This is a genomic window from Burkholderia sp. 28_3, assembly GCF_003253915.1.
In the GTDB taxonomy this organism is placed as follows: domain Bacteria; phylum Pseudomonadota; class Gammaproteobacteria; order Burkholderiales; family Burkholderiaceae; genus Burkholderia; species Burkholderia cenocepacia.
Genome location: NZ_QKZF01000041.1, coordinates 1 through 13,276, shown reverse-complemented (window position 1 = coordinate 13,276; position 13,276 = coordinate 1). Strand labels below are relative to the sequence as shown.

The 13,276-nt window shown below is 65.2% G+C and carries 10 protein-coding genes; 4 read left to right on the top strand and 6 right to left on the bottom strand.

The genetic code is table 11. From position 1 onward, the window contains the following. Nucleotides 1–7: 7 nt before the first annotated feature. The 3 genes from dxs to DFS13_RS37775 all read right to left on the bottom strand — a co-directional run bounded on the left by dxs (nt 8) and on the right by DFS13_RS37775 (nt 3,168). A complete protein-coding gene (dxs, locus tag DFS13_RS37785; protein WP_006496004.1) occupies nt 8–1,912 on the bottom strand; it encodes a 1-deoxy-D-xylulose-5-phosphate synthase in 1,905 nt (634 codons plus the stop codon). A gap of 81 nt (nt 1,913–1,993) precedes the next feature. Then, nucleotides 1,994–2,878: a polyprenyl synthetase family protein gene (locus tag DFS13_RS37780; RefSeq protein WP_006479426.1), complete on the bottom strand. Its 885-nt coding sequence runs from the start codon at nt 2,876–2,878 to the stop codon at nt 1,994–1,996. Continuing rightward, the gene (locus DFS13_RS37775; RefSeq protein ID WP_006479428.1) at nt 2,875–3,168 is read right to left on the bottom strand and encodes an exodeoxyribonuclease VII small subunit; all 294 of its coding nucleotides are present in this window, start codon (nt 3,166–3,168) and stop codon (nt 2,875–2,877) included. The genes DFS13_RS37780 and DFS13_RS37775 overlap by 4 nt, the downstream gene beginning before the upstream one ends. 270 nt (nt 3,169–3,438) lie before the next feature. Between DFS13_RS37775 and DFS13_RS37770 the strand changes: the two genes are divergently transcribed. Together DFS13_RS37770 and DFS13_RS37765 are read left to right on the top strand one after the other, a co-directional pair. Beyond that, the gene (locus tag DFS13_RS37770) at nt 3,439–4,545 is read left to right on the top strand and encodes an aromatic ring-hydroxylating dioxygenase subunit alpha (protein WP_006486437.1); all 1,107 of its coding nucleotides are present in this window, start codon (nt 3,439–3,441) and stop codon (nt 4,543–4,545) included. Nucleotides 4,546–4,662: 117 nt separating this feature from the next. Then, on the top strand, nt 4,663–5,532 hold the full coding sequence (locus tag DFS13_RS37765; RefSeq protein WP_111442858.1) for a sulfurtransferase: 870 nt from the start codon (nt 4,663–4,665) through the stop codon (nt 5,530–5,532). A gap of 54 nt (nt 5,533–5,586) precedes the next feature. On the opposite strand, the gene DFS13_RS37760 is transcribed toward DFS13_RS37765, so the two are convergent. The 3 genes from DFS13_RS37760 to polA all read right to left on the bottom strand — a co-directional run bounded on the left by DFS13_RS37760 (nt 5,587) and on the right by polA (nt 11,189). Beyond that, complete coding sequence (locus tag DFS13_RS37760; protein WP_006486435.1) at nt 5,587–6,462, bottom strand: dienelactone hydrolase family protein; 876 nt, start codon at nt 6,460–6,462, stop codon at nt 5,587–5,589. Between the two features lie 360 nt (nt 6,463–6,822). Continuing rightward, complete coding sequence (locus DFS13_RS37755; RefSeq protein WP_006486476.1) at nt 6,823–8,157, bottom strand: NAD(P)/FAD-dependent oxidoreductase; 1,335 nt, start codon at nt 8,155–8,157, stop codon at nt 6,823–6,825. Between the two features lie 278 nt (nt 8,158–8,435). Further along, nucleotides 8,436–11,189: a DNA polymerase I gene (gene polA, locus DFS13_RS37750; protein ID WP_048988679.1), complete on the bottom strand. Its 2,754-nt coding sequence runs from the start codon at nt 11,187–11,189 to the stop codon at nt 8,436–8,438. 1 nt (nt 11,190) lies between these two features. Between polA and DFS13_RS37745 the strand changes: the two genes are divergently transcribed. Both DFS13_RS37745 and DFS13_RS37740 read left to right on the top strand, forming a co-directional pair. Beyond that, entirely contained in the window at nt 11,191–11,949 is a 759-nt protein-coding gene (locus DFS13_RS37745; RefSeq protein ID WP_006486470.1) for a TIGR00730 family Rossman fold protein, read from the top strand. A 380-nt stretch (nt 11,950–12,329) separates the two neighbouring features. Then, nucleotides 12,330–12,620 (top strand): hypothetical protein, encoded by a 291-nt coding sequence (locus DFS13_RS37740; RefSeq protein WP_006486461.1) that lies wholly within the window; start codon nt 12,330–12,332, stop codon nt 12,618–12,620. Nucleotides 12,621–13,276: the final 656 nt, after the last annotated feature.

Genomic DNA, 13,276 nt, shown 5'->3' with positions numbered 1-13,276 from the left:
CGCCAGCTTACGCGACGCGCTTCGCCTGACCGGCGACATCGGTCGCCGGATTCAGAAAGCGTTCGCGAATCGATTTCGCGATACCCGCGCCGTCGAGGCCGCATTGCGACAGCAGCTTCGCGGGGTCGCCGTGATCGATGAACAGGTCAGGGAGGCCCAATTGTAGTACGGGTCGGATAACCCCACTCTCCATCAGGGCTTCCACGCAGGCCGAGCCCGCGCCGCCCATCACGCAGCCTTCCTCGACCGTCACGACGTAGTCGTGCGTTTCGGCGAGCTCGCGCACGAGCGCTGCGTCGACCGGCTTCACGAAGCGCATGTTCGCGACCGTTGCGTCGAGTTCCTCGGCCGCGGCGAGCGACGGTGCGACCATCGTGCCGAACGCGAGGATCGCGACGCGCTTGCCTTCCGGCTGCGACGTGCGGCGACGCACTTCACCCTTGCCGAGCGGGATCTCGGTGAATTCCTTCACCGTCGCCACGCCCGTACCCGCGCCGCGCGGATAGCGCACCGCAGTCGGGTTCGGCTGCTGCAGCGCCGTGTGCAGCATCTGGCGGCATTCGTTCTCGTCGGATGCGGCCATGATCGTCATGTTCGGGATGCAGCGCATGAACGCGAGATCGTACGCGCCCGCATGCGTCGCGCCGTCCGCGCCGACGAGGCCCGCGCGGTCGATCGCGAACACGACCGGCAGGTTCTGCAGCGCGACGTCGTGGATCAGCTGGTCGTACGCACGCTGCAGGAACGTCGAGTAGATCGCGACGACGGGCTTCAGCCCTTCGGTCGCGAGACCGCCCGCGAACGTCACCGCATGCTGCTCGGCGATGCCGACGTCGTAGTAGCGATCCTTGAAGCGCTTCTCGAACTCGACCATGCCCGAGCCTTCGCGCATCGCGGGCGTGATGCCGACCACGCGCGTATCGCGCTCGGCTTCATCGCACAGCCACTCGCCGAATACCTGCGTGTACGTCTTCTTCGCGGGCGTCGTCGACGGCTTGATGCCTTCGGCCGGGTTGAACTTGCCGGGGCCGTGATAGAGCACGGGATCCGCTTCGGCGAGCTTGTAGCCCTGGCCTTTCTTCGTCACGACGTGCAGGAACTGCGGGCCGCGCAGTTCACGGATGTTCTGCAGCGTCGGGATCAGCGAATCGAGATCGTGACCGTCGATCGGGCCGATGTAGTTGAAGCCGAACTCCTCGAACAGCGTGGCCGGCACGACCATGCCCTTCGCGTGCTCCTCGAGCTTGCGCGCGAGTTCGAGCACCGGCGGCGCGACGCTCAGCACGCGCTCGACGCCTGCACGCGCGGCCGCGTAGAAGCGGCCCGACATCAGGCGGGCGAGATGGCGATTCAGCGCGCCGACCGGCGGCGAGATCGACATGTCGTTGTCGTTGAGGATCACGAGCAGCTTCGCATCTTCCGACACGCCCGCGTTGTTCATCGCCTCGAACGCCATGCCGGCCGTCATCGCGCCGTCGCCGATCACGGCGATCGAGAAGCGGTCGTCGCCGTTCAGCTGGCTGCCGATCGCCATGCCGAGCGCCGCCGAGATCGACGTGCTCGAGTGCGCGGTGCCGAACGTGTCGTATTCGGATTCGCTGCGACGCGGGAAGCCCGAGATGCCGTCGTACTGACGCAGCGAATGCATCTGGTCGCGGCGGCCCGTCAGGATCTTGTGCGGGTAGGTCTGGTGACCCACGTCCCAGACGATGCGATCGTTCGGCGTGTTGAACACGTAGTGCAACGCGATCGTCAGCTCGACCGTCCCGAGGTTGGACGACAAATGGCCGCCCGTCTTCGACACGCTGTCGAGCACGAACGCGCGCAGTTCATCCGCGAGCGGTTGCAGTTGGCGACGATCGAGGCGGCGCAAATCCGCCGGGTCGTCGATGGTTTTCAGCAAGTCGTACATCGTCGTTCCATTGTAGGAAATCAAACGCGCCCGCATTCTTTTGCACGCACCGTAGCGTGTGCGCGGCGGCGGGCTTTCGCGTCAGCTGACCCGGTTCACTACCAGGTCGGCAAGTTCGGCCAGACGCTGTGCGCGTGCGCCGAACGGTTTCAGCGCGTCGTGCGCTTCGGCGCGCAGCTGCGCTGCCAGCTCGCGCGACGCCTCGAGACCGAGGATCGATACATAGGTCGGCTTGTCGTTCGCCGCGTCCTTGCCGGCCGTCTTGCCAAGCGTCGCCGAATCGGTCGTGACGTCGAGAATGTCGTCGACGACCTGGAAGGCCAGACCCACGGCCCCCGCGTACACGTCCAGCGCAGCCATCGTTTCCGCCGAAGGCGTCTCGCCGGCCAGCGCGCCCATCCGCACGGCCGCGCGCAGCAAGGCGCCCGTCTTCATCCGGTGCATCGTCTCGAGCTGTTCGCGCGTCAGCTTCAGGCCGACGCTCGCCAGGTCGATCGCCTGCCCGCCGGCCATGCCGATCGAGCCGCTCGCGAGCGCCAGCTCGCGCACGAGCGCCGCCTGCTGCACCGGCGACAGCGCGTCGGCGTCGGTCAGCGCGACGAACGCCTGCGATTGCAGCGCATCGCCGACCAGCAGCGCCGTCGGCTCGTCGTACTGCACGTGCACGGTCGGCTTGCCGCGACGCAGCGCGTCGTCGTCCATGCACGGCATGTCGTCGTGCACGAGCGAGTAGACGTGGATCATCTCCAGCGCCGCCGCCGCCGCGTTGCGTGCCGCCTCCGTCGCACCGGTCAGCTCGCCTGCTGCATGGCACAGCAGCGGGCGAACGCGTTTTCCGCCACCGAGGACCGCGTAGCGCATCGCCTCGTGAAGTTTCGCGGGCATCGCGGTTTCAGCCGGCAGATAGTGGCCGAGTGCGTCCTCGACACGGTCAAGCACGGACCGCATCCATTGTTCGAATGTCATAGATCGTCGTCTTCGCCGTCCGTGGCGGCCGTTCCGGACGAAAGCGGCTTCAGCGTCGCGCCGTCGAGCACGCGAACCTGCTGCTCCACTTTCTCGAGCTGCTGTTGGCAAAACGCAACGAGGGTCGCACCGCGGCGATACGCCGCCAGTGAATCCTCGAGGCTCAGCGCGCCGCCTTCCATCCGGGCAACCAGCGTCTCGAGTTCCGCGAGCGCCATCTCGTAATTGTCCGGCAACGGTTCGGTGCCATTGCCGGGCGGCGTGGCGCCTGGGGATGCGGTTTTCGCCATGGACGAGGGTGTCAAATTTCAAAACAAGTCGGACATTCTACGGCAAAAGAGAATTTTCCGACCTGCCGTCTTGGGCGCCCGCGCACAATCCCGGCCCCATCTTCGATGCACAGTGTGCGCCTTTCGACGGCCGCCCGACAAAAAATTGACACAAATCAGGCACTTAATCCTAGCCTTGCGAGGCGAACCGGGTATAATTCTCCGTTTCCCTAAATCGATTTTTCGATGGTTGGGTTGTTCACTGCTTTCACGCTAACACCGGGAGTGGGAATGTCCAATCTGAGCGATGCGCTTCAGTTGAAGTCGGCCCACAGCCAGCTTCCAGTCACTGCATATTTCGATGAGGCGCTACTCGAGCGCGAGATCGAAACCCTCTTCAAGAAAGGACCTCGTTACGTCGGGCACGAGTTGATGGTGCCCGAGGCGGGGGATTATTTTGCGCTGCCGTCCGAGAAGGAAGGCCGCGTGCTGGTCCGCAACCAGACGAACCAGATCGAACTGCTGTCGAACGTGTGCCGCCACCGGCAGGCGATCATGCTCAACGGGCGCGGCCACACGCAGAACATCGTGTGCCCGCTGCACCGCTGGACGTACGACCTCGAAGGCGAGCTGCTCGGCGCACCGCACTTCCCCGACAAGCCGTGCCTGAACCTCGGCAAGAGCCCGCTGCAGAACTGGCAGGGGCTGCTGTTCGAGGCCGAGGGCCGCAACGTCGCGCGCGATCTCGCCAACCTCGGCACGAAGCATCACTTCGACTTCTCCGAGTACCAGTTCGATCACGTCGAAGTGCACGAGTGCGATTACAACTGGAAGACGTTCATCGAGGTCTACCTCGAGGATTATCACGTCGTCCCGTTCCACCCGGGCCTCGGCAGCTTCGTGTCGTGCGACGATCTCAAATGGGAGTTCGGCGACTGGTACAGCGTGCAGACGGTCGGCGTGCACAACGCCCTCGCGAAACCGGGCAGCGCGACCTACCAGAAATGGCACGAGCAGGTGCTGAAGTTCCGCAACGGCGTGCCGCCGGAGTTCGGCGCGATCTGGATGGTCTACTACCCGGGCCTGATGATCGAGTGGTATCCGCACGTGCTGGTCGTGTCGTGGCTGATCCCGCGCGGGCCGCAGAAGACGACCAACATCGTCGAGTTCTATTACCCCGAGGAAATCGCGCTGTTCGAACGCGAATTCGTCGAGGCCGAGCGCGCCGCCTACATGGAGACGGCCGTCGAGGACGACGAGATCGCGATGCGGATGGACGCGGGCCGCCGTGCGCTGATGGCGCGTGGCGAGTCGCAGGTCGGCCCGTACCAGAGCCCGATGGAAGACGGGATGCAGCACTTCCACGAGTTCCTGCGCCGCCACCTCGGCGACCTCTGACAGCGGAGGCGGCGCGCTGCCGACGCCGGGCCGCCGGCAAACGAAAAGACGGGCTTCGGCCCGTCTTTTTTTGTTTAGACTTGGAGTGTCAGGCCATTTGCACTCCAGGGAGCCGTCATGCCACACACTCATTACACCACGCTCATCTCCGCCGCCAATCTCGCCGAGCGCCTGGCCGCGGCGCCCGGCAGCGTGGCGCTGTTCGACTGCCGCTTCGATCTCGCCGATCCCGGCGCCGGCGAAGCCGCCTACGCGGCCGGCCACCTTCCCGGCGCGCAATACCTTCATCTCGACCGCGACCTGTCGGGCCGCAAGACAGGCACCAACGGCCGCCATCCGCTGCCGACCCGCGACGCGCTCGCCACGCTGCTCGCCAGCCGCGGCCTCAAGCAGGGCCAGCAGGTCGTCGCGTACGACGCGCAAGGCGGCGCCTATGCGGCGCGCCTGTGGTGGCTGCTGCGCTGGCTCGGCCACGATTCGGTCGCGGTGCTCGACGGCGGCCTGCAGGCGTGGGAAGCGGCCGGCCAGCCGCTGACGACCGAGGTGCCGCAACCGGCCGCCGGCGACTTCCGCGCCGCAACGCCGCTCGAATCGACGGTCGATGCAGCAGCCGTGCTCGCGAACGTGTCGTCGGCCGCGCGCGTGGTGATCGATGCACGCGCACCGGACCGCTATCGCGGCGAAAATGAAACGATCGATCGGGTGGGCGGCCACATTCCCGGTGCGCGCAACCGCTTCTTCAAGGACAACCTGGCCGCCGACGGCCGCTTCAAGACCGGCCATGAATTGCGCGAGGCGTTCGCCACCGTGCTGGCCGGCACCGAGCCAAACCGCGTGATCCTGCAATGCGGCTCCGGCGTCACCGCCTGCCACAACGCGCTGGCGCTGGAAGTGGCGGGCCTGCACGGCGCGTCGCTGTACCCGGGTTCGTGGAGCGAATGGAGCGCCGATCCGTCGCGACCGATCGCGACCGGCCCGACGCCGTAAGCGCGCGTACGGCGCGGCAGTCACGCAGCGGCGGCCTCGGCCGCCGCTTGCCGTTTACATCACGCCGAACTTGTGGAACCACTCGATCGCGCGTTTCCAGCCATCCTCGGCATCGGCCTTCACGTAGCTCGGCCGGTAGTCGGCGAAGAACGCATGGCCGGCATCCGGATACACGACGATCTCCGATTCGCGCGCGAGCTTCGAATCGCTCGCCTGGATCGCCTTGCGCATGTTCGCGAGCGACGCCTGCGTGATGTTCTGATCCTTCTCGCCGTACAGGCCGAGCACCGGCACTTTCAGCAACGACGCGTGATCGACCGGGTTGAACGGCGTCATCTCGTCGGTCTTGCCTTCGACGAACCCGTACCACGCCACCGCGGCCCGCACGTGCGGATTGTGTTCCGCATACAGCCACGCCTGGCGACCGCCCCAGCAGAACCCGGTCACGCCGAGGCGCGTCAGGTCGCCGCCGTTCTTGCCGGCCCACGCGACCGTCGCATCGAGATCCTCCGTCACCTGCCGGTCCGGCACCTTGCTGACGATGTTGTCGACCAGCGCCTGGATCGTCGGATATTTCGCCGCGTTGCCCTGTCGCGCAAACAGGTCCGGCGCGATCGCCAGATAGCCGAGCTTCGCGAAGCGCCGGCAGACGTCGGCGATATGCGCGTGCACGCCGAAGATCTCGTGAATCACGATGACGACCGGCAGGTTCGTCTTGTCGACCGGCTGCGCGCGATAAGCCGGCACGCTCGCATCGCCCGAGCGGATTTCGATGGTGTCGACGTCCAGGCCGGCGCTGTCGGTCGTGACCGTCTGCGCCGACACGGGCAGCACGGCCGCCGCGAAGGTGCCGCCCAGCGCAGCCTGCATGAACTTGCGGCGCGAGAACGGGACATGGGGGACCAGGCTGTCGACTTCGGGTTTCAACATGAATGCACTCCTCGATTGGGCGCCGCCGTCACGATCGCGGAGACGGCATGACGGGGCATCGCACCGGCGCGCGGCGCGGATGTTGCGGCGGTTGGCACCCCGCCGCAAACGAAAACCCGGACAAGATGCCCAATAATCCGTTGTCGCGTCAACTGTCAGATGTGTAAGACTCGATTACGACGCGGTGCGGCGATCGCATCGATCATCGCGCGGCAGCCTGGCGACGGCCTGCCGAATCACCGTGCGGCGGCGCGTAGCGACGATCGCCGCGCGACCGAATCCTTGCGAATCGAAAAGAAAAACGGGCGGGGAATACGCAGGACATTGCGCATTCCCCGCCCGCTCCGCACACGAGCGCGATCAGTGCAGCTTGACGCGCGGCAGCGTCGTGCGTCGCAGCCAGTGCGCAATCGTGTCGAGCATCATCCGCGGATAACCGTGCAGCGCGGCAATGTGCATCCGGTACAGCGACATGTACATGAAGCGTGCGAACAGCCCTTCGATCAGCATGTTGCCGCCGATCAACCCGCCCATCAGATTGCCGACCGCGCTGAAATGGCCGAGCGACACGAGCGAGCCCAGGTCGCGATACGTGAATTCGGGCAGCGGACGCCCTTCCAGCCGACAGCCGATCGCCTTCAGCAGGAAGCTCGCCTGCTGGTGCGCGGCCTGCGCGCGCGGCGGCACGTTGCGCTCGTTACCAGGCCATGCGCATGCCGCGCAATCGCCGAGCGCGAATATGTTATCGTCGGTGAAGGTTTGCAGCGTGCGGCGCACGTCGAGCTGGCCCAGCTTGTTGACCTGGAGCCCATCGAGATTCGCGAGCACCGACGGCGCCTTGATGCCGGCAGCCCAGACCGTCAGGTCAGCACGCACGACCTTGCCGCTCGCCGTGTGGACGGCCCCGGGCGCCACCTCCGTCACGCGCTCGGCGAGCATCAGCCGCACGCCGATCTTTCCGAGCAATTCAGCCGTCGCCGACGAGACGCGCTCCGGCAGCGCCGGGAGGATCCGCGGCCCCGATTCGATCAGCACGATGCCGACGTCGTGCCGTGGATCGAGTTTGTGCAACCCGTAGGCCGACAACACCTGCGCGGTATTGCGCAGTTCCGCGGACAGCTCGACGCCCGTCGCGCCGCCGCCGACGATCACGACCTGGATACGCGGCTCGGCCGACTCGCCCGGCGCGGTCGGCGCCGGCGCCTGGTGCTCCGCGCGCATGCATGCCGCGATCAGCCGCTTGCGGAAGCGTTCGGCCTCCCCGACCGTGTCGAGCGCGATCGCGTTTTCCGGTGCGCCCTGCACGCCGAAGAAGTGGGTCGTGCTGCCGATCGCGATCACGAGCGTGTCGTATTCCAGCTCGCGTGCCGGCAACAGTTCCGCGCCGTCGCTGTCGTTGATCGGCGACAGCGTGACGCGCTTCGCCGCGCGGTCGAGCCCGGTCAGCTCGCCCTGCTGGAACTCGAAGCCGTGCCAGCGCGCCTGCGCCGCATATTCGAGCTCCTGCGTGAACGGGTCCATGCTGCCGGCCGCGACTTCGTGCAGCAGCGGTTTCCAGATGTGCGTCGGATTGCGGTCGACGAGCGTGACGAGCGCACGCGCGGGACGATTGCCGCGCGCGCCGTAACGGTCGCCGAGCCGCGTCGCCAGTTCCAGGCCGCCGGCACCTCCGCCTACGATGATGATCCGATGCATCCGATTCCCCCTTTGCGATTCGAAACTGCTGCCGCCGGATGAAGCAAACGCCGTGCACTCGCGCCGCCCGGTGGATTAACCGGTTCGGACATCATCGATGTGCAGTTCGAAGCACTTCGATGCATCCGATCCGGAACGCGGGGCGCGCCGCCCCGCGTCAATGACATGATTGACATGCATTGTCCGGGAGCTTGCGCGTTGACCACAAGCAAACCATCTCGATATTCAGCATCCCTGCAACAATATGCCGCGGGAAACGGGAATCGCTCGGGGGTGCGTCAGTGTGCCTCTTCCCAGTTCGCGCCGGCGCCCACTTCGGCGACCAGCGGCACCTTCAGCTTCGCGACGCCGCACATCATTTCCGGCAGTTTCTCGCGCACGAGCGACAGCTCGCCTTCCGGCACCTCGAGCACCAGTTCGTCGTGCACCTGCATGATCATCCGCGATGCAAGCCGGTCACGCGTGAGCCAGTCGTCCACCGCGATCATCGACAGCTTGATCAGGTCGGCCGCCGTGCCCTGCATCGGTGCATTGATGGCCGCGCGCTCGGCCGCCTGACGGCGCGGGCCATTGCCGCCGTTGATCTCGGGCAGCCACAGGCGGCGACCGAAAACGGTTTCGACGTAGCCCTTCTCCTTCGCGGTTGCGCGCGTGTCTTCCATGTACTGCGCGACGCCCGGATAGCGGGCGAAATAGCGGTCGATATAGAGCTTCGCCGCGTCGCGCGTGATGCCGAGGTTCGATGCGAGCCCGAACGCGCTCATCCCGTAGATGAGCCCGAAGTTGATCACCTTCGCGATCCGGCGCTGGTCGGAATTGACCTCCAGCGGCGTCACGCCGAACACCTCGGCGGCCGTCGCGCGGTGAATGTCCTCGCCCTGCGAGAACGCGCGCAACAGCGACGCGTCGCCGGAGATGTGCGCCATGATCCGCAGTTCGATCTGCGAATAGTCGGCCGATACGATCCGGTGGCCCGGCGCTGCAATGAACGCCTCGCGGATGCGCCGGCCTTCGGCCGTGCGCACCGGAATGTTCTGAAGATTGGGATCGTTCGACGCCAGGCGGCCCGTGACCGCGACGGCCTGCGCATAGTTCGTATGCACGCGGCCGGTGGTGGGATTCACCATGCGCGGGAGCTTGTCGGTATAGGTCGACTTCAGCTTCGACAGCCCGCGATGCTCGAGCAGCAGCTTCGGCAGCGGGTAGTCCTCGGCCAGCTTCTGCAGCACTTCCTCGTCGGTCGACGGCGCGCCGCTCGGCGTCTTTTTCACGACCGGCAACTGCAGCTTCTCGAAGAAGATCTGCCCGATCTGCTTCGGCGAGCCGAGGTTGAATTCGCCGCCCGCCAGTTCGTACGCCTGCCCCTCGAGTTCGATCAGGCGCGTCGCGATTTCGGTGCTCTGCGCGTGCAGCCGCGCATCGTCGATCAGCACGCCCGTGCGCTCCATTTTGCGCAGCACGAGCGACACCGGCATCTCGATCTCGCGGTACACGCGCTCGAGGCCCGGCTCGCGCGCGACCTGCGGATACAACGCGTGATGGAGCTGCAGCGTGATGTCCGCATCTTCGGCTGCGTATTCGGCGGCCTGCGCGAGCGCCACTTCGTCGAAACCGATCTGCTTCGCGCCCTTGCCGGCCACGTCTTCGTACTTGATCGTCTTGACGCCCAGATGACGCAGCGCGAGGCTGTCCATGTCGTGCGTGCGGTGCGATTCGACCACGTACGATTCGAGCAGCGTGTCGTGCTCGATGCCGTTCAGTTCGATGTCGTAGTTCGCGAGCACCTGTGCGTCGTACTTCAGGTGCTGGCCGACCTTCTTGCGATCGGCCGATTCGAGCCACGGCTTCAGGCGCGCGAGCACTTCGTCGAGCGGAAGCTGCTCGGGCATGTCGGGCCCGCGGTGCGCGACCGGCAGGTAGGCCGCCTTGCCCGGCTCGACCGAGAACGACAGGCCGACGAGCCGCGCGAGCATCGGATCGAGCGCGGTCGTCTCGGTGTCGAACGCGGTCAGCGCGGCCGCGTCGATCTTCGCGAACCACGCGTCGAACTGTTCCCAGGTCTGGATCGTGTCGTATTCGCGCACGACGTCGGTCGCGATCACCGGGGCCGGCTCGCCTTCCGGCGCATCGGCGCCACCGCCTTCCGCGGGTGCGTTCTCGACTTCGCGCAGCCAGGTCTTGAAGCCGTAGCGCGCGAAGATGTCGCGCAACAGCTCGCGCGCCTCGCCGTCGGTCTTCAGCGACGCTTCGATCGATTCGAGATGCGGCGCGAGATCGCATGACGTGTCGACGGTCACGAGCTTGCGGCCGAGCGGCAGGAAATCGAGCGCGCGGCGCAGGTTGTCGCCGACCACGCCCTTGATGTCGGCCGCGTGCGCGATGACGCCGTCGAGGCTTTCGTATTGCGACAGCCACTTCACGGCCGTCTTCGGCCCGCACTTCTCGACGCCCGGCACGTTGTCGACGGTGTCGCCGATCAGCGCGAGATAGTCGATGATGCGCTCGGGCGGCACGCCGAACTTCGCGATCACGCCGTCGCGGTCGAGCGTCTCGTTGGTCATCGTGTTGACGAGCGTGACGCGCTCGGTCACGAGCTGCGCGAGATCCTTGTCGCCGGTCGACACGATCACGTTCATCCCGTGCCGTTCGGCTTCGCGCGCGAGCGTGCCGATCACGTCGTCGGCCTCCACGCCTTCGACCATCAGCAGCGGCCAGCCGAGCGCGCGCACGGCGCCGTGGATCGGCTCGACCTGCAATGCGAGATCGGGCGGCATCGACGGACGGTTTGCCTTATAGTCGGCATAAAGGTCGTCGCGGAACGTCTTGCCCTTTGCATCGAACACGCAAGCGCTATACTCTGCACTGACTTCCTTGCGCATACGGCGCAGCATGTTGATGATTCCGTAGAGCGCTCCGGTCGGCTCCCCGCCAGGGCCACGCAAATCAGGCATCGCATGGTAAGCCCGATACAGATAGCTCGAACCGTCAACCAATAGCAGGGTCTTACCTTCCAGATTTCGTTCTTCAGGCATTATGAACAAGAGAAAAGTGATTCCGAGTCTGCGTTCGCTCGCAGATCAAGAACGCGCGACGGCCAAGAAGGCGCGCGCATCGTGGCAGATGTTCACGATTATGGCAGAGTTTATCGAGGCGACCGAGTACCTGTCGGAGATCCGCCCGGCTGTCAGCATCTACGGTTCTGCCCGCCTCAAACCCGATACCCCGCACTACAAGCTCGCCGCGCAGATCGCGCGCAAGCTGTCGGACGCCGGCTTCGCGGTGATCTCCGGCGGCGGCCCCGGCATCATGGAAGCCGCGAACAAGGGCGCGCACGCCGGCAAGGCGCCGTCGGTCGGCCTGAACATCGAGCTGCCGCACGAGCAGGCCGGCAACCACTATCAGGACATCTCGCTGCGCTTCCGCCACTTCTTCACGCGCAAGGTCACGTTCGTGAAGAACTCGGATGCGGTAATCGTGATGCCGGGCGGTTTCGGCACGCTCGACGAACTGTCCGAAGTGCTCACGCTGATCCAGACGAAAAAATCGCGCCTCGTGCCGATCATCCTCGTCGGCAGCGAATTCTGGCAGGGGCTGCTGCAGTGGTTCCGCGATCAACTGATTCCGATGGGCCTGATCAATCCGGAAGACATGGATCTGATGCAGGTGATCGACGACCCCGACCAGGTGCTCGACGCGGTGCTCGCGTTCTACGAGGACAGCGGCGAGGAAGAAGGTTCGGACGAGGAGGATCATCCGCCGCGCCCGGAAGAAGACCGGATGTTCTATCTGTAACCGGTCGGTGACGACAGCCGGCCGAGCGCCGGCTGTCGTGCTTTTCATGCGACGGAAGTGCGCTCCGGCGGCTCGCCGGGCGTGACTTTGTAACGCGCTGTTAATACCCGTTCACCGCCGCGCGCGGTCGAATGTCAAATCTCCGCAGTCGGCGCGGCACCATGCGGCGGGATCGGCCGCACCAGCCGGCCGCCAATGTCAAACGGAGGGCCCATCGCGTACCTGCGCGCCGCCAATCCTCCGTAATAATCACGACTCGCCTTTTCCGTCGTGCCGCAGCACACTGCATTGTGTCGGCGCGGCGTTCCCCCGGTGGAACGGTCCCCCTCGCTTCCATCGCGTCGCGCCGGCCTATTCATCACGACACCACGGAAAAGAACATGCAACGCTCGCTGATCGCCCTCGCCTTTGCCGGCCTCGGCCTTTCGCTGTCCGGCCTCGCTCACGCCGTCAACGTCGACGTCAACATCGGCACGCCCGCGCCGGTCGTCGTCGCCCCCGCGCCCGTCGTGGTCGCCCCGGCGCCGGCGATCATCGTCGGCTGGCATGGCGACCGCTACTGGGACGGCCGCCGCTACTGGGAGCGCCGCGAGTGGGAGGATCACCAGCGCTATCGCGGTCGTGGCGGCTATCACTGCCCGCCGGGACACGCGAAAAAGGGCGAGTGCTGAGCGCCTGAGCGAAGGCCCGTCAGGCCCGCACGCGGAAGCAGAAAAATGAAGGCCGCACGCGAACGAAGGTTCGCGTGCGGCCTTTGTCGTTGCGCATGCCGCTGCGCGGTGGCGTTACTGAAACGCCACTTCCGCAAAGCTCCGCAGCTTGAAGACACACAAACACATCAAATCAAAGCCTTGCTTCAATTCCTCAAACTTTTTGCGAAAATACCGTTCGCGAATACTCGGGGAATTCAGCAATATTCTGCGAGCGAGTTAGACAACTCCTGCAAACGGTCAAACGCTGCCTTCGGAGCTTTACCGGCACACCGGGAGCCTTTAAAAATCAAAGCCTTACACGACTCGCAATCGGCAAAACCAAGGCTAATCAAGGTCGATCAGGGCTATCCAAGCTCATTCAAACTGTAATTTCACTGTACTGCTGCGCATCGCCCATGCGAGGCGGAGGGCTGTGTACCCCTCGCCAAGCTACGTATCGGTGGTGACATTCTCGGGCCCTTCGCGCCCCACCAACACAGACAACTACAAAGCAGTTGAAATAGCCAACGATTACAACGACTTAGGGAAACGCTGATCAATGGACCAACTTCCGAAGTTGCAGGCGAGATGGCTTCAAATTTTCTGGATGACGAAGCGAATCGGCGCTCAATTCA

Excerpts from the sequence above, each read along its gene's own strand:
- dxs (WP_006496004.1), bottom strand. The coding sequence starts at position 1,912 with ATGTACGACTTGCTGAAAACCATCGACGACCCGGCGGATTTGCGCCGC.
- DFS13_RS37755 (WP_006486476.1), bottom strand. The coding sequence starts at position 8,157 with ATGCATCGGATCATCATCGTAGGCGGAGGTGCCGGCGGCCTGGAACTG.
- DFS13_RS37760 (WP_006486435.1), bottom strand. The coding sequence starts at position 6,462 with ATGTTGAAACCCGAAGTCGACAGCCTGGTCCCCCATGTCCCGTTCTCG.
- DFS13_RS37780 (WP_006479426.1), bottom strand. The coding sequence starts at position 2,878 with ATGACATTCGAACAATGGATGCGGTCCGTGCTTGACCGTGTCGAGGAC.
- DFS13_RS37740 (WP_006486461.1), top strand. The coding sequence starts at position 12,330 with ATGCAACGCTCGCTGATCGCCCTCGCCTTTGCCGGCCTCGGCCTTTCG.
- DFS13_RS37775 (WP_006479428.1), bottom strand. The coding sequence starts at position 3,168 with ATGGCGAAAACCGCATCCCCAGGCGCCACGCCGCCCGGCAATGGCACC.
- DFS13_RS37765 (WP_111442858.1), top strand. The coding sequence starts at position 4,663 with ATGCCACACACTCATTACACCACGCTCATCTCCGCCGCCAATCTCGCC.
- DFS13_RS37745 (WP_006486470.1), top strand. The coding sequence starts at position 11,191 with ATGAACAAGAGAAAAGTGATTCCGAGTCTGCGTTCGCTCGCAGATCAA.
- DFS13_RS37770 (WP_006486437.1), top strand. The coding sequence starts at position 3,439 with ATGTCCAATCTGAGCGATGCGCTTCAGTTGAAGTCGGCCCACAGCCAG.
- polA (WP_048988679.1), bottom strand. The coding sequence starts at position 11,189 with ATGCCTGAAGAACGAAATCTGGAAGGTAAGACCCTGCTATTGGTTGAC.